The 20,502-nt window shown below is 57.3% G+C and carries 18 protein-coding genes; 11 read left to right on the top strand and 7 right to left on the bottom strand.

What is annotated here, in order from left to right; genetic code table 11:
• Positions 1-5 precede the first annotated feature (5 nt).
• Positions 6-1,061, top strand: a complete 1,056-nt coding sequence (locus tag RH858_RS02440; RefSeq protein WP_259533673.1) for a PrsW family intramembrane metalloprotease — start codon at positions 6-8, stop codon at positions 1,059-1,061.
• 25 nt (positions 1,062-1,086) lie between these two features.
• Here RH858_RS02440 and sepF read toward each other — a convergent pair whose 3' ends face one another.
• The gene (gene sepF / locus RH858_RS02445) at positions 1,087-1,437 is read right to left on the bottom strand and encodes a cell division protein SepF (RefSeq protein ID WP_259533674.1); all 351 of its coding nucleotides are present in this window, start codon (positions 1,435-1,437) and stop codon (positions 1,087-1,089) included.
• 162 nt (positions 1,438-1,599) lie between these two features.
• Between sepF and RH858_RS02450 the strand changes: the two genes are divergently transcribed.
• Positions 1,600-3,396, top strand: coding sequence for a S8 family serine peptidase (locus RH858_RS02450; protein WP_259533675.1), 1,797 nt, complete (start codon positions 1,600-1,602; stop codon positions 3,394-3,396).
• Positions 3,397-3,666: 270 nt separating this feature from the next.
• The gene (locus tag RH858_RS02455; protein ID WP_310561060.1) at positions 3,667-4,206 is read left to right on the top strand and encodes a hypothetical protein; all 540 of its coding nucleotides are present in this window, start codon (positions 3,667-3,669) and stop codon (positions 4,204-4,206) included.
• Between the two features lie 77 nt (positions 4,207-4,283).
• Here the strand turns inward: RH858_RS02455 and RH858_RS02460 are convergent, their stop codons facing one another.
• On the bottom strand, positions 4,284-5,243 hold the full coding sequence (locus RH858_RS02460) for a hypothetical protein (protein ID WP_310561061.1): 960 nt from the start codon (positions 5,241-5,243) through the stop codon (positions 4,284-4,286).
• 112 nt (positions 5,244-5,355) lie between these two features.
• Between RH858_RS02460 and RH858_RS02465 the strand changes: the two genes are divergently transcribed.
• Entirely contained in the window at positions 5,356-6,282 is a 927-nt protein-coding gene (locus tag RH858_RS02465) for a hypothetical protein (RefSeq protein ID WP_310561062.1), read from the top strand.
• 172 nt (positions 6,283-6,454) lie between these two features.
• On the opposite strand, the gene RH858_RS02470 is transcribed toward RH858_RS02465, so the two are convergent.
• Positions 6,455-10,375: an N-6 DNA methylase gene (locus RH858_RS02470; RefSeq protein ID WP_310561063.1), complete on the bottom strand. Its 3,921-nt coding sequence runs from the start codon at positions 10,373-10,375 to the stop codon at positions 6,455-6,457.
• 161 nt (positions 10,376-10,536) lie between these two features.
• Here RH858_RS02470 and RH858_RS02475 point away from each other — a divergent pair, with 161 nt between their 5' ends.
• Together RH858_RS02475 and RH858_RS02480 are read left to right on the top strand one after the other, a co-directional pair.
• Positions 10,537-11,541: an orc1/cdc6 family replication initiation protein gene (locus RH858_RS02475; RefSeq protein WP_310561064.1), complete on the top strand. Its 1,005-nt coding sequence runs from the start codon at positions 10,537-10,539 to the stop codon at positions 11,539-11,541.
• Positions 11,542-11,630: 89 nt separating this feature from the next.
• On the top strand, positions 11,631-12,758 hold the full coding sequence (locus RH858_RS02480) for a PD-(D/E)XK nuclease family protein (protein WP_310561065.1): 1,128 nt from the start codon (positions 11,631-11,633) through the stop codon (positions 12,756-12,758).
• Between the two features lie 5 nt (positions 12,759-12,763).
• On the opposite strand, the gene RH858_RS02485 is transcribed toward RH858_RS02480, so the two are convergent.
• The gene (locus tag RH858_RS02485; RefSeq protein ID WP_310561066.1) at positions 12,764-13,411 is read right to left on the bottom strand and encodes a hypothetical protein; all 648 of its coding nucleotides are present in this window, start codon (positions 13,409-13,411) and stop codon (positions 12,764-12,766) included.
• Positions 13,412-13,686: 275 nt separating this feature from the next.
• Between RH858_RS02485 and RH858_RS02490 the strand changes: the two genes are divergently transcribed.
• From RH858_RS02490 to RH858_RS02500, 3 genes are all read left to right on the top strand, one after another.
• On the top strand, positions 13,687-15,471 hold the full coding sequence (locus RH858_RS02490; RefSeq protein ID WP_310561067.1) for a transposase: 1,785 nt from the start codon (positions 13,687-13,689) through the stop codon (positions 15,469-15,471).
• Positions 15,472-15,755: 284 nt separating this feature from the next.
• The gene (locus RH858_RS02495) at positions 15,756-16,085 is read left to right on the top strand and encodes a DUF5783 family protein (RefSeq protein ID WP_259533676.1); all 330 of its coding nucleotides are present in this window, start codon (positions 15,756-15,758) and stop codon (positions 16,083-16,085) included.
• A gap of 137 nt (positions 16,086-16,222) precedes the next feature.
• Positions 16,223-16,579 carry a NifU family protein gene (locus tag RH858_RS02500; protein WP_259533677.1) on the top strand — a complete coding sequence of 119 codons (357 nt, stop codon included), beginning with the start codon at positions 16,223-16,225 and terminating at the stop codon, positions 16,577-16,579.
• A 232-nt stretch (positions 16,580-16,811) separates the two neighbouring features.
• On the opposite strand, the gene RH858_RS02505 is transcribed toward RH858_RS02500, so the two are convergent.
• From RH858_RS02505 to RH858_RS02515, 3 genes are all read right to left on the bottom strand, one after another.
• Positions 16,812-17,375, bottom strand: coding sequence for a dienelactone hydrolase family protein (locus RH858_RS02505; protein ID WP_259536432.1), 564 nt, complete (start codon positions 17,373-17,375; stop codon positions 16,812-16,814).
• Between the two features lie 145 nt (positions 17,376-17,520).
• Positions 17,521-18,201, bottom strand: coding sequence for a DUF5806 family protein (locus RH858_RS02510; protein ID WP_310561068.1), 681 nt, complete (start codon positions 18,199-18,201; stop codon positions 17,521-17,523).
• Between the two features lie 66 nt (positions 18,202-18,267).
• A complete protein-coding gene (locus tag RH858_RS02515) occupies positions 18,268-18,987 on the bottom strand; it encodes a DUF1405 domain-containing protein (protein WP_259533679.1) in 720 nt (239 codons plus the stop codon).
• 90 nt (positions 18,988-19,077) lie between these two features.
• Between RH858_RS02515 and RH858_RS02520 the strand changes: the two genes are divergently transcribed.
• Entirely contained in the window at positions 19,078-19,470 is a 393-nt protein-coding gene (locus RH858_RS02520; protein WP_259533680.1) for a hypothetical protein, read from the top strand.
• Positions 19,467-20,477 carry an alpha/beta fold hydrolase gene (locus RH858_RS02525; RefSeq protein ID WP_310561069.1) on the top strand — a complete coding sequence of 337 codons (1,011 nt, stop codon included), beginning with the start codon at positions 19,467-19,469 and terminating at the stop codon, positions 20,475-20,477. Before RH858_RS02520 ends, RH858_RS02525 begins: the two co-directional genes overlap by 4 nt.
• The last annotated feature ends 25 nt before the right edge of the window (positions 20,478-20,502 follow it).

Here is a 20,502-nt window from a genome sequence, read left to right on the forward strand (position 1 = left end):
AAACGATGAGCTCGCGGTCGGACCCAATCCAGTCGGCGGTCGACGATGACGACGATCGTGACCTGTACGACGTCGCCACCTGGGAAGAGCGGACCTCCCTCGACGGGCTGGCGGTGGCGCTCCACTGGCTGTTCGTCCGGGCCGCGAAGCTGGTCGTGGTGTTGCTCGCAGCGCTGATCCTGCTCTCGATCGGTGCACTCGGGGTCCTCTCTGAGCCGCCGATCGCGTTCTTGACGCTGCTTTCGGCGATCCCGGCGCTTGCGCTGACCGGCTACGTCTGGTACTCGGACGTGACGACGAACGAACCGCTGTCTCTTCTTGTCGCGACGTTCCTGCTTTCGGTGTTGACCGCGACGTTTGCCGCCGTCGTCAACGGGCTCGCCGCCGGACTGCTCCTCCCGCTCGGCGGGATCGGACTGCTCCTGTTCTTCTATCTGGTGGTCGGGCCGGTCGAGGAGACCGTCAAACTGCTCGCGGTCCGACTGTACGCCTACACCGACCGCCGGTTCGACGCCGTCATCGACGGGGCGGTGTACGGCGCGGTCGCGGGGCTGGGGTTCGCCACCATCGAAAACTCGCTGTACATCGCCAGGAACGTCGACATCGGGGAGCTCACGATCGGCGCTGGCGTCGTGGGGCTCGTCGGCGCCGGCGAGGGGATCGTCGGGATCCGCGCGCTCGCGGGACCGGGGCACGTCATCTACTCGGCGTACGCCGGCTACTACCTCGGGCTCGCGAAGTTCAACCCACGGAACCGGGGGCCGATCGTCATCAAGGGGCTGTTGATCGCGGCGCTGATCCACGCGACGTACAACGCGACCGCGGGCGCCGGCACGACGGTTATCCAGGCCGGGACCGGCCTGCCGTTCCTCGGTGCGTTCGCCCTGTTCGTGTTGCTCTATCAGGGTTTCTTCGGCGGGATTCTGTTGCGCAAGCTGTGGCGCTACCGGACGGTGTATCTGGAAACGAGAAACGAGACCGGCGCGGACGGAGAGAATTCAAACGAGCGACCGACCGATCTCGAAGCGGCAGACCCGGAACTGACGGAGTTCGAAGAGTAATCGGGGACGAACGCCGATCGTCGACCTACAGTTTCTCGCGGGAGATCGACACGCCCGTCGGCGTCAAAATGAGCTGATCGTCGCCCTTCTGGACGATGTCGCCGTCCACCTCGCGGGCGACCTGCCGCAGCTCGTCGATGATGTGTTCGATCGTCCTGTCGCTCGTCGAGTGGCGGGTGATGTCAGCGATTACGAAGTCACCGTCGTAGACGGCGTCCTTGATCGGGATGACGTCGCTTTGATCGCTGATCTCGGCGATGTGGACCGCCATGTTGCTTTCGGTGACCGCTGCCTCCGCGTCGTCGACGTCCAGTTCGACGTAGTCCTCGGTGCTGTGGCTTCCACCGGCCCCGAGGATCTTGCTCATGATGCCCATAGGGTACACACACGTGGAAGCAACAATAGTTCTTGCGTCAGACGCACAGCACGCGTTCTCGAACAGCGACACCGGGGCTGTCCGAGACGTGGACGGGGGTGTTTTTTGCTCACAGTTACGCAGATAAGCTTAAGTCGACCGAGTAACACTACAATCCGTCGCATGTCACGAGAGGGCATCTCAAGGCGAACGGTACTGAAATACACGGGCGGCGCCGTGGGGGCGGCGGGGCTCACAGGAACTGCAACCGCCGCCGACCGCGTCGAAGTGAACGTCGGCTTCGCGAACGCACGCGGTCGACGGGCCGCCCTGGAGGCGGCCACCTCGGTAAAACGGGAGTTCTCCTTCGGGGCGCTGACAGTGACGGTGCCACGCGAGGCCGTGGACGGGCTGGCGGCGGATCGGAACGTCCGGTACGTCGAGGAGAACGGCGAGATGTACGCGTTCGACCAGACGACGCCGTACGGGATCGAGATCACCGACGCCGACGTCGCCATCGACGGCGGCAACACCGGCGACGGGGTGTCGATCGCGATCCTCGACACCGGGATCGATGCCCAGCACGAGACGCTGGAGGAGAACCTCGGCGAGGGCTGGGCAACCGACGACGCTGCGTGTACCACCGACTGTGGAGGCGGTCCCTTCGGCGGCAACGACATCGACGAATGTCTCGAGGAATGGGACGACGACAACGACCACGGCTCCCACTGTGCCGGGACCGCCGCCGCGGCGGACAACGGAGAGGGTGTGCTCGGGGTAGCTCCTGACGCAACGCTCCACGCAGTGAAGGTGTTAGACTGTGAGGGCAGCGGGAGCTTCGACGACATCGCCGCCGGGATCGAGTGGTCGGCCGACCAGGGTCACGAGGTCCAGAGCATGAGCCTCGGGGCGGACTCCGATTCTGACGTGGTCTCGGACGCGATCGACTACGCCGTCGAGCGGAACGTCGTGCTGGTGGCGGCAGCCGGCAACGACGGCGAATGTACCGACTGTGTTGGCTTCCCGGCGCGACACGAGGAGGTCATTGCGGTATCGGCGACCGACGAGAACGACGACCTGGCCAGCTTCTCCTCGACAGGTCCCGAGGTCGAACTCGCCGCGCCAGGCGTCGGCGTGCTCTCGACGGTGCCACGGGACGACTACGCGGAGTTCGACGGCACGTCGATGGCGTGTCCGCACGTTTCGGGGGCAGCCGCCACCGTGATCGCCGACGGGACGACCGACCGGGAGGCGGTGCGGGCCGAACTGAAGCAAGCGGCCGACGACATCGGACTCGACGATAACGAGCAGGGTGCCGGTCGACTGAACGTTGCCGACGCCGTCGACGCGGACGAAGATGACGATGACGACGATGACGGCGACGAGGAGATCGTCTCGGTCGTTACAAACGAAGCGACCGACGTCGGTGAGACGTCGGCGACGCTGAACGGCGAAGTGACCGAACTCGAAAACGCCGACGAAGCGGACGTCGGCTTCGAGTACGGCGAGACCGGCGGCGACCTCGCGAACACGGCCGACGCTGGAACACTCTCGTCGACGGGAACCTTCGACGCGACAGTGGAGGACCTCGCGTCTGGCACCGAATACGAGTTCCGCGCAATCGCGGAGACGGCAGGGGGTAGCGACGAAGGCGACGTACTGACTTTCGTTACCGAGGATGAAGAAGAAACAGAAAACACTGCGCCGGTAATCGACAGCTGGGACGTCAGCACCCGGACGACCGGTCCCTGGTCCCGTGCCGAATCGGTGTGGGAAGTGTCCGACGACGACGGTAACCTCGAGTCCGTTACCACGGAACTCCTCGAGGGCGGCTCTGTCGTTGCCGAAGAGACGAGCACCGTCAGCGGTTCCAGTGCCAGCGGCGAACACGAAGTGCGTACGCGCGGGGACGCAGACGAGGTTCGGCTCGTCGTGACCGACGAAGAAGGTGAAACCACGAGCGCCACCGAGAACTTCTAGTCGCGTTCGACGGTCGGCGGTTTTCTTGTTTTCAACGCAGTGGTCGGCCGCGGAGGAGTCGACTCAAAGCAATTAGCGACTGGTCGTCCGAACGAGCCGGGTGGGCCACAGGAACGCGATCCCCCGGGAGACACTGTAGTTGCGGACGCCAAAATTGCTGAACGGGATTTCCCACTGATGATTCCTTTGTGAAACTCGTGAGTTGTTCATCAACCCTGTGATGGTAAGGGTTTATGCAAAACTGGATTTTACTCCAAAATAGACCAACTGATGACAAGCGAAACCATTGATCTGCCTGACAAATGGGAGTGCCGATACAGTTCTGACGAGGAATCTCTCACAGGAACCTACCAACATAAGCACCTTGATGTAGAGGTGCGAGTCTCAAAGTTTGACCCTGCTGATCTGGGTGAGGAGATCGATGTTGAGTACATCTACACTCATGTTCTACAGTGGGGTGATAGGTTCGGTGGTGTTGAAGCCCCACTTGATCCTCCTAGCGAAGTTACCAAGGCAACTGAAGCAGTCAACTGGGCGATCGCGTTGATGGAGCAAATCCCAAAGCAGTTTGAGCCAGGAGATGTTGATTACGTCTCCCGGGCAATTCGAGTCACAAAAGGTGAAAAAGTGTCGTCCAGTGGGGCCTCAGCCACCGCTCGTCACGATGATGCTCCTGCTTGCCCAATATGTGATGCCCCATTCTTCCAGTTCAGGGGATTCGACACGTACGAACAAGCACAAAACCACCTTGAATTCATGGATGATGAAGAACACGAGGGGTGGGACATATCACTAACTGAAGCAGAGTAGAACGGTGCGGGATGTTATTTTCATGACTGTAGTCCTTTGACGGTCGTAGTCTCTTTATTCTGTCCGGCGACCGGGTGTTACTGTGTCGAGAACACGCCTCTTGCAGCAATAACATCATTCAGTCCTTCCTTGAAGGACTCCCGTGACTGCTTAGTACCGGGGCTATCACACGACTCGCGCATCTTGCGAGCTCCCCGCTGCGTGAGCGAAATAACTGTTTCGTACTCATCGAGTGTGAGAGATTTTTCATCCAATGAATATTCTCGGCGACTCTCTGGAAAGTCGATTGTCGGATGGTCTTTCGCGTGACGGAAGTGTATCTCGGCGTCATCAAAACCGCCTTGTTCACGCGATTGCGCTCCCTCTGTGATGTACTCTGTCGTTGTGGAGTAGCTCTGTTGTGCGGTTACGTAGATTTCATAGTTCTCCATAAGTTCCTCTGAGAGATTGGTGACTCGTTCGGTATCGGGTAGTAATGATTGAACAGGAGACGCTCCCCCGTTCTGAAGACGTTCACCTTCTGATTTTACGCGAACAACGGCGTCATCTCCCCGGCTTATTAGGTCCTCATCAGGAAGTGACGGTTCACCCGTTGGATCAGACACGTCTGCCTCAAACCTTGAGATGTCAATGTAGAGATCGCCACTATGACGCAAATACGTCTGTAGTGTTCTGTAGTAGGAAGCCGCGGATTCGATAGCGTCAATCTCTGTTTCAATACGGGGCTGTTCAGGTGGTGAGTCTACACCTGGGATGATTGCGAGTATTTCTGCAATAGAGTGTTTGATCGATGCGACTGTTCTCGCACGCTCTGTTTCAGAAGTATTAATCCCTGCTTCAGCATCCTGTAATGCCCTTCTCACGCTGTTTGAGAGGTGGAATACCTCGTCTGCGTGCGTCAGGTCAGTCTGATCGATTTCTTCGGCTAAGTCCTCAAGCACTCTGCTTGAGTCCGTATAATCAGATACGTCTCCCCGAACGGCAAGTCCAAGAACTGGAACAGTAGCTAACCGCCGGAGGAATGCACGTCGTTCCATTTCACGCGACAATACATGTTGCACAATTAAACTACTTTGCAGATACCCGACGCCCCTACCGGCGTAGGGATATGGCGAACAGTATTAATACAGGAGATTCAACATCTCTCTAATGGAAGACGTGCAAGTTGAACGCGAAGGGCTTGCATTAGATCGTATCCGGGATGGGTTTCGGAACGAGGAAAAACCAGCCCAGACTGCGGTTAGCATCGCAACCCAGTTATCAACTGTTGACCGGATTGGTGATGAGTCGGTTCAATTCAACAGCGGTGAAGAATTCACCAAGGATGACCTTTCGCCGACTGTCACTCAGCTACGGCGGGCCCGGAAAGTAGCTGAAATAATCGAAGACGAAACCCAAGTCGATATTGGTCACGGGAAATTCGCTGAAGCTGCGTCTACCGCAGGGCAACTCACGTCAATCGTCTCGATTACTATTGCAGCGAACAATCTACTCGATGCTTCTGAAACACTCACAGAAGAGTACCAGAACGTGAACGACGCTGGAGACGTTAGTGAAGAGACCTACGATGAGTTCTACCGGGCAGGATGTATCTTCATTCTTGAATGCCTGCTTTTTACGACACCGATCAACCACTACAACTACCGTCTTGCATGGCAGGGCACCCGGTACGTGAACAACCAGTACCTCTACCAACTCCGAGAGTTGAACTCACCGCTATACAGGATGACACTTAGCGAAGTTCACTATACCATCCGCGGAATTGTCCCGCGTGCGCTCCACTCTTCCGTAGATCAAGTGTCCCAGTTCCTCACATGGGTTGGCATCAACACAATAGAGATACTGAGCGAGCACGGAGATATCTCAGCAGAGAACATCGCAGGTGAAGTCGAATCTGTCGTTGAAGGCTTCATCGAATTACTCAGAGATGTCTACGAGGTTCCTGCCTCAATATTCGACGAGTTGGACTTCACTGATATTGTTTGGGACATCATTAACCACGTGCGTGACGGAGTCGATTTCTCACTTCCTACCACAGAGGAAGTTGTGGATGATGTCTTCATCAATCCACTCTGAAAGCTCCACGTCAAATCACAACACTCCAGAAGTCGAACACCAGAGAAAGTGATTGTATCTGTGTCACGGCGAGAGTTGGCTGAATCTCTTGAACGGGGGTATATCACAATAGGGATTATACAAACCAGACACAGAGCACCGAGACTACAAACCAGATCGTGAGTACCAGTCGTTAGAAGACTTCTAAGTAGTCCTCAATAACCTCTTGTTCTTCTTTGGTCAGGTCGAACAGGTCGTATACAGCAGCATCAATTTCAGCCTCTAACTCCTCGATGTCTGTCTTACCAACTGTCTCCTCGTCAGCCTTCAGCTGGGTTAGCAACTCTTCTACACCGCGGTCTGTCCTCGGAATCGGGATGGTAGTCTCTTCACCGCTTTTGACATTACGACCGTCTACAGCTTCGTATACGTACTCTGCACGCAATTTCCGCCCTTCACGGTCGTCGGAGTACATTGCTGGGTCGGTTATCGTGTCCGACCGCCCAGCCTGCACCGTGAATTCACCCTCTACATCGCCTTGTACCTCAGCTTTAACCGGATACCGCCGTGTCTGCCATTCATACGTTATGTATTCAATCTCACCGTCAAAGTCACCTAGATATGCTTCAGGGAAGCGATCCGTGCGGTTATCTGTATCTAACGCTGTCGTGATTTTCTCAATCGCGTCCTCGATTTCTTTTGTCTTATCTGAGTCATCCCACGCGATTGGGAGCGGGGACAAGTAGTTTGTCGTGTACTTGTAGTATCCCCCCATTTTCATGCTCGTATAGTGCTTCAAGTAGTAATCCAACGCACTAGAGTTCAGCAGCCCTGCGAATACCTCTGTTCGATGCTGGTGTTTCGATTCTAATTGGACACCGTATGCCGCTTTAAAGTACCAACTCCCGACTTCATCAAGCATGAACGTGGATTCAGATGCAATCTCTGCACCGATCAGTTTCGGATTCTCGAACCTATCCATGCTCTTTGGGTAACCGAAATCGTACCAGTCATCACGATCCTCAAACCGGCCACCTTCCCGTTCTTCTAATTCATCTCTGTGATCACAGAAGAACTCCCATGTGAGCGGGAGCTCCGACTCAAGGTATTCTTGCGAGAGCAACTCTACGTTCAACTCTCCATCGTCTCCACGCTCAATGGAGTACGGAACAACGACATGCTGGCCAGACCACTCACCACGCCACCGTTCGACATCCCGACCTTGTAACCATGGACGGAGGGCATCCGTCTCGATCTCGTACTCCTTATCTCGCCCTTTCGGAACAACGGTGACAGTCCCGCCTGTCTCTCCCGGTTCGATGCGGTCAGCGTCGAGTGGCGTGACGAGGAACACGTCGTTTGCGCTCGTTTGTGTTCCAGCAAATACGGAGTCAGTTACCTCTTCAACGGTACCAGAGGCGTTCTTTTCTAACTGTTTGATGACCTCGTATTCCTCAGGGGGCATCAACGACCAATACCCGTCATCAAGATCTCCCTGTGGGAAGTCGAAGACGTCTATGAACTCATCAGAGTATCCTGCATTATGCCGATGCTCTCGAACCGCAGTGATAATCTCATCATCAAGGGCCCTTCCCGTTTCTTCTTCGACGTTTGCCTTTACGCGGACACACCGGATTTCGTTGTTTTCCCGTTCTTCTTGGTCTGATTCGTCTTCTGCGATAACAATTGCCGGGTAGTTTGTTGCATCCTTGAACACCCCCGAGTCGCGGAAGTCATATACCTCATCAATCGCGGAATCACGGAGCAGAACACGCCGTAGCCCTTCACCATAGTCCGTAACCATGAACTGGTTCGGAGTGATATATCCTAACTTCCCTGTATCTTCTCTGAGCCAGTTGAGCCCTCGCTCGTAGAACGGGCAGTAAATATCGTAGTTGCCCGTTGTCGAATCGTACAACTGATCCATCATCTGCTTCTGACTGTCTGGGAGATGTTGGATTCGAACGTACGGAGGGTTGCCCACAACATACTCGTAGTCCATGTAATTCTTCACCACTAACGACAGAACCGCGTCTTCGAGCATTTTGAATAGTCGGCCGTCATTATGTTCTTCTTTCAGGTACCGGACGTTCTCAAGCATATCGTTCACATACGGTTCGAAGAACTCCTCAACTCCACCGTACTGCTGCGATGTATACCGATTGACGTTCTCTTCTAATCCGCTTTTGTACGTCCAATCGAACTTATCTCCCAGGTCGCTCTCGGCGAAGGCAAGATGATCCTTTACCGTGTCCAGCACACCTTGGAGAGCTGCGAAGTACTCCCCAAAGTTCCGCACACCGGTGTTCAGTTTAATCGTATCGAACAACGGCATTCTCACTCGCCGAACCAGGAACCCGTCCTCTGTTTCAGAGACTTCGTCCTCATCAACCTCGATCGGCAGTGGAACTGGGATAAGAACATCCTGGTCGTCCTCCGTCATTGCATCAAACGTGATCTGCCATGTATCATCACCACCAAGATCAGCGCCGGTCAACTCCCGCTCATTTCGCAACGTGTCCGTTCGGTAGATTGGAAGACGACGAAGTGTGAAATCCTGGTTCTGATGCTTCGCCTTCTTGTATTCTGGAAGGATGGCAACGACAAACCTGATTTGAGCCATCAACACGGCGAACGGGTGAATATCAAGTCCAACAATATGAGGCTGCGTGCATAACTCTCTCAGTCGCTTCTCCCAATCGGGTTCTCCTGTTGCATATCGGTCTACATCCTTAAGATATCGTTCAGCTGCTTCGACAAGGAACGTCCCTGACCCACATGCTGGGTCCATCAGCCGTTCAGTAGAAACACCACGATCGTATTCCACCCCATCCATGATGTAGTCTACCACTGGTTGCGGCGTGTAGAACTCACCAAGCGCTTTTCGAGTTTCTGGATCAAAGTACCGCTGGTACAGGTCTCCAAGCAGGTCTCCTTGAACCTCAGAGAAGTCGAATCGGAGGATGTTGAAAAATATGTCCGCGACTGCACGGCTAAACCGATCACGGGTAGAGTCCGTTAATAATTCGACACCGCTTTCCTCCTCTTCCGCAATGCTTTGGAAGTGACTCGCACCGCTATCATGCCCGGTGGCTAAGGTATCACGGTAACCGACAGTCCACCAGACAAAAATATCATCTTGGAACAGGCCTTCGACGAGTTGTTCCTGCATATCATCGATAAGATCATTAGCTGCAACGGGGAAAGCGTCAAGGTTGATGGTATCCCCGAAACCTCTCAACTCCGCAAAGTAGCCGCCCATCCCTCCATACGCAGTATTATGGAAGAAGTCATGATCTTCCGTTGCTTTTGCTAACAGCAGCCGTGAGAGAAGAGCGTGTCCTGTTTCGAGACAGAACATGAAGTCCCGAAGCGACTGCTTCCCGTCAATAAATGGCTCCCATGAACTTGGGACTACTTCTGGCTCACTGGCGTACGTAGCCTCCCAGAAGTCATACGCACCCTGAACGAACTTCTCAGCTTCTTCGTCATCTTCACCGCGAAGTTCGTTCAGCACGTCCATGAGCCCAACAATCAGTTCGGCGAATGGACTTCCTTCTTCCAACCTGAACGTGTCGAAGAAGTGTTCTTGACCGAGTTCAGAATCACTGTCAAGGGGAACAGGATCAGGGTCAAGAAGTTCCTGGACATCATCAGTATCTGTAAGATCATAGGCCCGCTTCTGCAATGCACTGACGATGTCGCGGGCAACATCCTCAGACACCTCACTGAGAGCTTGTGGTGGAAGAAGTTTTGAACTATCTGCCGTATAGACCCGAAGCGTTTTGCCGTTTGTTAGTACCCCATAATCCGCTTGTAATTGCTCGACGTAATGGAAGAGTTGATCCTCATGGCCAGCGAGCTCACGTGATGGGCTCTTGAATTCGTAAACAACAGAAACAGATTCGTTGCTGTTGAGAGTGATGTAATCAGGGCGACGGTCGTCAGGCAGCGTGAACTCGCTCCGAATGTCTGTCCCTGTCCCTTCGTACCCAAGAGCGTCATAAAACCCGGTTTCGAGGAACAGGTTTTCAACGTCACGTTCACTCATATCATCGTTTACACGATCGGCGATATCATGAGCAGATTCATGGAAATCGGAGGCCGAGGGCATATTACTCCAATTTGGAGATCATCGTTATAAATCTCTGGAAAGTCACTCACCTGACGATACACTGACGTCTGCCGATTTCCGGGGTTCCGACGGGTTACATTCGGAAGATTCGGAAATTACTCCCTTCCATTTATTACCTCCGCGGGCTCTGTCGACACAGAATGATTTCGGACGCACGCGTTCTCCAACCGGAGTTCATCCCAAGCGAGGTGAAACACCGTGACGCCGAAGTCAATACGCTCTCCAGCGTGCTTCGCCCACTCACGGACGGTAACAGAGCTGACCCAGCGTTTCTCTATGGGCCGTCAGGCACGGGGAAGACCTGCATCGCGCAATTCACCGTCGAACGCCTCCGCGAACAAGTCGTTGACCTGAACTACCAGTACGTGAACTGCTGGGAAGACTACAGTCGCTTCAAAACCCTCTACAGCATCCTCGACGGCATCAACGACACCATCGACATTCACCGGCAATCCACGCCGAAAGACGTGCTCCTTGATCGACTCCGTGACTACACTGGCCCGCCATACGTCGTCATTCTTGACGAGGTAGACCAACTCCAGGACAAACGGCTTCTCTACGACCTCTACCGTATCCAGAACCTCACGATGATCCTCATCGCTAACAAGGAAACAGAGGTGTTTGCCAGCGTTGATGACCGCCTCTCAAGCCGTCTCACCACCGCGACGCGACTCCATTTCAACCATTACTCTAATTCGGAGTTGAACTCAATACTGACCGATCGCGTCCGCTGGGGCCTCGACCCGGGTGTCATCAGCGACGGTCAGTTGAGTCAAATCACCTCGAAGGCAGCTGGCGACGCTCGAATCGCCATCGGGGTCTTACGCAACGCGGCGCAGCGCGCTCACGAAAACAACCTCGACATTATCTCTGATGATGTGATTCGGAACGTCGTTCCGGAAACGAAATCGGAAATCCAACAGAAAACGATTGACCGGCTTACAACTCACCAGCAAGCTCTCTTCGACATCATCACGGAGCACGGTACGATCGAACCTCAACCTCTCTACGACGAGTACGAGAATAGAGTGACTGATCCAAAGACAAAGCGCACGCTCCGGAACCATCTCTCCAAGCTCGAACACTACAATCTCATAGAAGCAGAAGGGAACACGAAAGCCCGGGTCTACCGCGCTCAAGCGTAACAGTCACCTTTCATTTGGCTCTCTTTCGGGTGTTTCGGAAACTGCACGCTGAGCCCTATCCCTTCATGTCTTGACCAGTACGTGTGCAGATGCCATCAGAAGACACGAACACCGAGAGAGAAGCTGAGTCTCTCGTCTCGGACACGTCACTCACCGATCTGGTTGCAACGATCTCTGAAACCAAGTTCAGTGAATGGTACGACGAGCGGCAAATCGAACAGAACATCCTCGATGGGAAACCGTACTTCAACGGCCCATCCCAAGCAAAACCTCCGGGGAAACACTCTCCAAGCCAGTTGCTACAGTGTCATCGCAAGGCAACCTATACGCGACAGAACGCACCACGTGAAGGCACGTCGCCTGACGGCATTTTCTGGATCGGATCGACGTTCGAGGAAGAGATCATCGTGCCGTACTTGCAGGATGTAGTCCCGGACGGTCTCTACGTGCAGAACTCACTGTGGATAGACAGTACGGTGACGGTCGGTGATAGTGAAATTCGGGTTCGTGGTTCGACGGACCCTGCGATCGTGACTGCCGACGGGACTCCTATTCTGGTCACAGAAATCAAGACTACGACGAACGTTGAGCGTATGTCTGCACCGAAGCCTCACCACAAAGCGCAACTTCACGCGTATCTCCACGCGCTTGATGAGGACTACGCTCACGACATCACGAACGGGGTTCTGCTGTACGGGTCGCGGGAAACACTCGACTTGGAGGTTTTCAACGTTGCATTCGACGTGGAGTTTTGGGAGCGCGTCGTGAGTTGGATGGCGAAGCAAACAGATTACGAGGAAAATAGTGAGCTACCGCCAGCTTCTCCGGAGCGAGACTGGGAATGCAGTTACTGTTCGTTCAAACACCGCTGCGGGGAAGCCGATACGCCATACCAGGACATCAACATTGACGGGCTGCTTCCGGTGTTCGACGGGTACGACCGGGACGCCTTGGAAGAGTATCTCGACGCGCACGCAGACGCGGATGCGCGACTGACACCGACACTTGCGCACGTGTACCCGGAGTTAGCAACTGAGTATGGGGCCTACGATTGGTCGTGTCCGCGGTGCGGTGAAACGTACGCGTGGGATGCAGTAGACTGGGATTGTGACACGTCTGACCCACCGTTTTGCCCGGAATGTGCCAACAACGGTGAACTACTCACGTTGAGCGGTCCCGACCCCGATACACAACTGAAACCGGAGTCCGGAGAGTGACGTTGTTAGGAACCCGTCCCATCGCCGCCACTCTGTTCCGGCTCCGAATCACCCTCAATATCAGCGAATGTTCCTTGTGACTCGTTTTCGTGTGATTCTCCTGCGTCATCAGGGATTCTGTCCGAAGGGCGAATTACGCGTGCAGACGACGACTCATTCTCCGTGTCTTCCTCATCGTTCCCGGCATCGTCGTCGGACTCATCGGGCCTTGCAGTGTCTGAATGTTTCTGGGGACGTGTGAGATCGAGGATACCTTGTTCTGCCTCTGGGAATTCCAGTAACTGTGACGGGTTCTGCCTCACCCACTCGATGACCTCTTCAGTTTCCTCCTCGACGAGTTGCTGGAGTGTCCGCATCTTCCGGTAACTGGCAAACAGTCCCTGCCGAGCCATTCTGTCTGCCAGGAATTCACCCAAGTCAGTCAGCACGTAGACCTTCTTTGTCCCGTGGTCGTCACTCGCCACTTCTACCGTGAGGAGTCCAAGGTCTGCAGCATCATCACGGCGGTTCGTGATCGTTGACGATGTGATCTCGATTTCCGATTCGATTTCCGAATACGTTCGCGGTCGCTCGTGCAGTAACGCCAATAGGCCGACCGCACCTTTCGACCGTAGGAACTCCTCAATAGTGTCGCACGGCTCATAGTCAGCCATTTTCACGTTGTCAGAGGACGGTCACACATATAGGATTCACACTCAACTCCAAGCCGAATCTAACTCCATTTTCTTCCAAGCCCAAATCTCTCGCACCCCCAGAAATCAGAACAGTAAGCAGTTTACTCCGGCTTATGAGGGTATATTCGGAAATCACACGCGCATGTTTACACTCCATTCTGGAGTCGTTGCTCGTGGAAGAACTATGCGAAGAGAACACGACTGTCCGGCGGCATCACAACCCAGTCACCACCGTCTTACAGAGGTGATGGGTCGTGAGTGACCGGTCCAGTGTTGATGACCTTGATCTGGAGCGGGTGCTCACGCCGCTCGCTAAGCAAGCTGACGACATCATCGAGGCTGGAACCGACTGGGAAGAACTCGCTACTGAGCTCGATGTTTCACGATACGAACGGCAGGACCCGTACCCTGAGTGGCACGCAGAGACGAACGAGTTCGCTCCTATGTTCCTCGCTGTTCTGTGGGCGAAAACCGAAGACGAGTCTGTGACGGGATTGTCAGACCGACTCAAGAACCAGTCGGAGATTGCCGACGCGTTCGGGTTCGATAAGAACGAAATCCCACACGGGGATACGTTCGCCCGTACGTGGCGCAACCGGTTCGAAGAGTTGCAGGAAGGGATCGAGCGGGCTGCGAAGGATATTGACAAGATCGCCACGGAACGCGGGAGTCCAATCGGTAATCACACTGGATTGGAGTCTGAGGAAACTGACGGGGTATCGAAGCGAACTGAACAACGACTCTTCCGACAGCGAACAAAAGAAGTTCTGGAGCAGATGGCTGATGTCGTGTTTCCAGCACTGGACCTTCCTCGGCCGGAAGAGGCAATCTACAGCGAGGACGATATGCTGGAGTTGATGACAGCGTTGGGGATCGAGGGGAACGCTGCAAACGCCGGTGCAGTCACGCACGGTGACAGGCTTGATGAAGAGAAGGATATCGACGAGGAAGAGGACCCGTTTTATGAAGACGGAATGACTGGTGAGACACTTTTGGAGACGATCAAGCTGCTCACTGTAGAACGGATCACCGACATGGTGAACCGAGCAGCTGAACGCGCGCTCACCCGAATCAAGCCGTACGCCGAGTTCCCAGACCCCGTGTTCATGGCGATCGACATGACGTACGTCGCCTATTACGGAGACCGGAATGAGATGGAGTGGGTGACGGGAACACCTGACCACAAGCAGTACGACTGGTGTCACAAGTTCGCTACGGCAACACTCGTCGGTGACGGCGTCCACATGGTCGTCGGGATGCTTCCGGTCGGGAACCCGGCTCACGTGGATAACGAGGCGTATCCTGGAAGCGATAACAAGTCGTACGTTGTTGGGGACGTCGTTCGGGATCTGCTGGAGATCACCAATCAGTACGTGACGCCACGATGCATCTACGCTGACCGTGAATTTGCGTCGGCAGACACCATCGCTGCGTTCGAAGAGGAGAATGCAAGGTACATGATGCCTGCACCGCGGAATGACCGGACGAAGCGGTGGTTAGAGAGAAACGTAGACGCCGAACGCGGGATTCTTGCGACTGAGCAAGACTGGGCGATCTATGGCCCGGTGAAACACGGCGCATCGAACGAACGCGTGACGACGAACCTCGTTGGACTACCGGGTGATCCTGATGACGAGCAGTACGGGTTCGGTGAGACGTCAGACTCGGATGAGGCGACTAACGACGATGACGATAGGGAAACGAATCTGGAGCCAGTCCCGTTCTATACGAACACACATGTGGATGATGAGATTGCGGTGGATCGACGGCAGACGAAGAAGAAAGTCGAACGATACAATAAGAGAGGAGGTATTGAAACGGCGTACAAGAAGATCAAGGAGTTCGCAGCGTGGACGACGTCGAAAGAGTTCGAGGTACGACTCTGGCATTTCGGGTTCGCAGTGCTGCTGTATAATGCGTGGTTGTTGGTCGATTTCCTCGTTCAGGTAGGGTTAGACGTGGAGTTCCGGTCGAAGCCGCGGATCACTGCGCAGCGATTCCGGAACTATGTTCAGCGCCGGTTGACGAGGCTGATATAGGCTGACTCTCGTCTTCGGGCAGCTCATTTTCCGTAGAGCCATCAGTGTTCAGTGATCGTGTTTTTGTGCTAATCTCCGTGGTTTCGCCGTAATATTTAGATTTTGATTGGTTATTCGGCGTGATTTGGTAGTCAAGTCGGACGAAACGTCGCTAAAACTGGGAATCCCGTTCAGCAACACACGGGGAATCGTAACCACAGGAGACATATTTTATATCGCAATATAAGGTGTATACCTGCGTGCCGTCGCGTAACCGTTATTCCCGTCGGGTAAAACCGTGATGCATGGCCGACTTCGATCCCGAGCAGTTCGAGGACAAGTACGCGAACTACTTCCCCGAACTCCAACGCGCGTACAAGAACGCCTTCGAGACGATGAACGACGAGTACGACTCCGAGTTGATCCACGCGATCGACCAGGCGGTCCTCAACGAGTCGGAACCGTTCTACCGCGAGGGAAAGTTCGTCGTCGAACTCCCGGATGACCCCCTCGACCGGATCGAAGGGGTTGGCGTCATCGTCGAGGAGGATCGGGTCGAACCGATTCTGGACCGATACGTCGAGGAGATCGAAGCACACCTGCACAGGGTCTTCGGCGTCGACCGTCCCGACTGACCGGACGTTCCGGAGCCGGAATGCGGCCACGCTGGGGGGCAGCTCTCGCCGGAGAATCCCCGGCGTTTTATAAAGAACATCGAAGTAGCAATCGGACCAACCAAAGGCTTTAGCCCGTACATCGCTAACCTCGGCCCATGAGCACCGACTCGGCGGATGCGGAAAGCGAGCTTCGCGAGGAGATCACGAACTTCCTGCGCCGGAACTTCCCGCAGATCCAGATGCACGGGGGCAGTGCCGCGATCAGCCACCTCGATACCGAAACGGGCGAGGTCCACGTCCAGCTGGGCGGCGCCTGTTCCGGCTGTGGCATCTCCCCGATGACGATCCAGGCGATCAAGTCCCGGATGGTCAAGGAGATTCCCGAAATCGAGGAAGTTCACGCGGACACCGGCCTCAACGGGGGCGGCGGCATGGGCGGAATGAGCCCCTCGTTCCCGGACGAAGAAAGCGGCGACGACGCCGACGACGAAGGCCCGCAAGCGCCTTTTTAAGCGGTGAGATCGCGGGGGCCGTTCGAGTTCAGTTTTCGTTCGATTATCGTTACACCGTGAGCCGTCGCTGAGGGCCGTGTGTTCTCAGCCGATTCAGCGATTCGACCGCTCGTCTCGGGCGTCGACGACAGCCGGACCGCGGTCTGCGGGTTTTTGAAGCCGGTGTCGCTGGGCTCTCCAGAGGGTTTGGCGCGGTTATAAACCACATGTGACGATAGCAAATCCACAATCGTTACATCCGCGCCGCCATGAACTCCCCGACGCGCTCGGCGACCCGGTCGTACTGCCCGACGAACAGGTGATCGGCCGAAAATTCGGCGACGGCGACGTCGTGGCCAGCGTCGGCGCGCTTGCGAGCCCGTTCGACGACCGGCTCCCAGTCGGCCACCGAGTCGCGAGTGCCGTAGACGACCTGGATCGGCGAGTCGATCCTGTCGATCGCCTCGACGGCGTCGACGTCGGCGTTGACCCGGGCGGCGGGCGCGAGCGCCGAGACCGCGACCAGACACGGTCGGGCAGCTGCTGTGACGAGGGCGACCGTCCCGCCGAAGGAGAAGCCGAACAGCCCGACCCGTTCGTACCGTTCGAGCGCCCAGCCGATCGCGTTGTCCGCATCCGTCGTCTCGCCGTATCCTTCGTCCCAGTCGCCGTAGTCGATCCGGAGGCAGTCGATCCCCCGGTCCGCGAGCGCCTCGCCGACCGCGAGTAGGCGGCTGTCGCGTCGCGTCCCCCCGAACTGGGGGTGAGGCGGGCAGGCGACGACGACGTCGTCCGCCCGATCGACACCGACAGCCATATCGAGCGTTCCCCGGACGTCGCGCCCCCCTGGAATCAGAACAGTGTCGTCGGTGTCGGTGTCGGTGTCGTCGGTGTCGGTGTCGGTGTCGTCGGTGTCGGTGTCGGTGTCGTCGGTTGCGACCATGGGCCAGTCACCCCCTCGATCACTCCCGCGGTTCGTGGACGTGTCCGCAGTTGGGACACTCGACTTCGCTCGCGCGGAGTTCGGCGCTCGACTGTCGGACCTCCCGCATCACCTCCGAGATGCGCTCCTCGGTGTCGAGTTCGTCCTCGACTGCGAGGTCGACGCCCTCGACTTCGAGGAGGAACTTCGCGACCTCCGTCACCTCGTACATCAGGTCGTCGAGTTCCTCCGCAGTGAAAAACCCGGACATCGCGCCGTAGAGGAACGTCGCCCCCGCCTTCGTCACCTTGTCCTCGAAGGAGGACCGCGCCTGGTTGACCGCCTGCGGGGTGTAGGTGTCGGTCATGAACGGCACCAGTTCCGGGAGGTTCTCCCCGATCTTGGTCATCTCGACGCCGGTTTCCGTCCTGAAGTCGGCACACAGCCTGGCGATCGCCCACTCGCGGGCGGTGACGTACGTCCGATCCCGGAGGAACTCGTTTACCCGCTCGTACTGGGCGCCGTCCATCTTCTTGAAGCGCTCGTACCGACGGACGTCGGCCGGGATCGACGCCCCATCGCCATCGCCCCCGTCGTCGGCGTCCGTCTCTACATCGCCGGTCGGTTCCGCTTCAGATTCGGCCACTGATTCCCGTTCAGTTGGATCGGGATCCGCGCCGGTCGGCTCCGGATCCGGTCCCGTCGTTGGGTCCTCGGCCATGGGATGGCTTCCGGAGCGGGGGGCAAAAGGATTGCGTGCCCGTCAGCCGACAGACGGCCGCCGATCTCACAGCCGCGGGATGTCGGACCCCCCGCCGTCGGTCCGGGCCTGGAGTTTCTTCGCCCGCGTCGAAAGCGCCAGGAACGTCGGCACCACGGTGAGAATCACCGCCGCCCAGGCAGCCACGAAGAACGCGGTCGTGCCGAGATACGGTTCGTTGGGGGCCGCAGGATACCACGTGTGGGTGAATCCGCCGAAAACTGGATAGAAGTAATCGACGGTGAGATCCAGGGTGTACCACGCCAGCGCGACCCCGACCGCCTTCGTCGGAAACTCCGAAATTCGATGGATGAGAAACGCCTGTGCGACCATCCCGAGGTGGCTCACGAACAGGAACGCGTACATCGGGATCGGGTTGATTTCGAGGAACTGGTCGGCAAACACCGCGAGCACCCACGGGGTCCACAGCCCGAGTTTGATGTTGCCGTAAAACGCCAGCGCGTTGAGGTACTCGTTGCGACGGTCGAGCGCCCACAGCGCGAGCGCCAACGCGATGAAAAGCGTCGCGAGCGGGCTATCCGGGACGAACGGCCACCCGACGACCGGCGTGTAGGAAAGCTGAGCCCGGTAGTACCAGAAGCCGAACGCGGTGCCCAGGAGGTTGATCCCGACGATGACCCACACCCATTCGAGCGCGAGCGACTCGAGCCTGTCGGGCAACGGCGCGAGCCAGCGGGGGAGCGACTCCGGCTCCGGCTCCGGCCGCCGGTGGCCGCGAAGATCCATACCGGATCCTGTAGTCCGTGCGACAAAGCAGTAGTGGTTCCTGGGCGCACCGCCGGTAGGGATTTACCGCGGCCGGACGGTGTGTGTAGTATGACCGACATCCAGGGAATCGAGGCGGAACTCCGGAGCAACGGGATACACGTCGAATCCATCGAGGCTGGCGAACCCGTCGATCTCACCTACATGACGGCGTTCCCGGGAAGGGAAGTCGACCGCGGGGAGGTCGGTCGGATCTGCAGCACCTTCATCGACCTGTACGAGAACGAACGATGGGAGCCGACTCGGATCGACGCGACCGTCGTGCGGTCGGCCGACGACGTGCTGGCGTACTGGCATGCAGAACCCGAATGGATCGAAGACGTCTCGGACGGGGAGTGTTCCGAAGTCGAGTTTTCTACGCTGGTCGTCGAGACGATCACCTATCCCGACTCGTCAGGACAGAACCGTGGTGAACGCGAACCAGACGACCGAGGAGAGCCATGACCAGGCGACGACCGATCAACCGGAGTCAGCGATCGCTCCGCCGGCCGGCCCGCGAGCGGTACGCGGTCCGGAAGGTCGGGTTCGACAGCGACGGAACCCGAGCTCGAGGGTCGTTGTACCTCCCCGACCGCACCGATACCGCGCCGGTCGTCGTCATGGCGCCCGGGTTGGGTGCCGAACGGTCGTTCGGCTACCCCGCAGTCGCCGAGCGGTTCGCGGAGGCGGGCTACGCCGCGTTCCTGTTCGACTACCGCCACCACGGGGAAAGCGACGGCCATCCGCGGCGGCTGGTGTCGCCGTCGAAACAACTGGCCGACTACGACGCCGCGATCGACCGGGTTCGCCGGATCGACGGGGTGGACGCCGGCCGGATCGCCGTCTGGGGCCACTCGCTTTCCGGCGGCCACGCGCTGGTCACCGCTGCCGATAGGGGCGACGTCCGGGCAGTCGTGGCGATCGCCCCGTACACCGACGGACGTGTCTTCCTTCGAACCCGGCCGGCCGGGTACGTCGCCCGCGCGACGGTCTCCGGTGCGCGTGACGCACTCGCCGGCGTTCGCGATCGGCTCCGTCGACGGCTCCCCGGGGGGACCGGTGCCGAAGCGCGAGGATCGGGCCGTGCCAGACAGGTACCGATCGTCGGCGACGCCGATCGACTCGCCGTGATCACCGAACCGGGTACGAGGCGGGCGTACCTGGATCTGGTGGACCGAAACTCCGAGTGGGAGAACGCGACGCCGGCGCGGTGTCTGCTGGATCTCGTCCGGTACCGTCCCGTCGAGCGGCTCGAGGACGTCGACGTCGACGCCTTCGTGTTCGTTCCCGAAAGCGATCGCATCCTCCCGTCGGGCCGGATGACCGCGGCCGTCGACGAACTCGACCGGGCGACCGTGGTTCGCGCGCCGGCGGACCACTTCAGCGTCCTGGCCGGAGACTTCGAAGAGGCCGTCGCCTACCAGCTCGCGTTCCTGAACCGCGCGGTCGGAAAGCCCGAACGCTCCCGGTGAGTGTTCCGGGAGGCCCCCACTGCAG

Origin of the sequence: Halalkaliarchaeum sp. AArc-GB (genome assembly GCF_031432225.1) — an archaeon.
Taxonomy (GTDB): domain Archaea; phylum Halobacteriota; class Halobacteria; order Halobacteriales; family Haloferacaceae; genus Halalkaliarchaeum.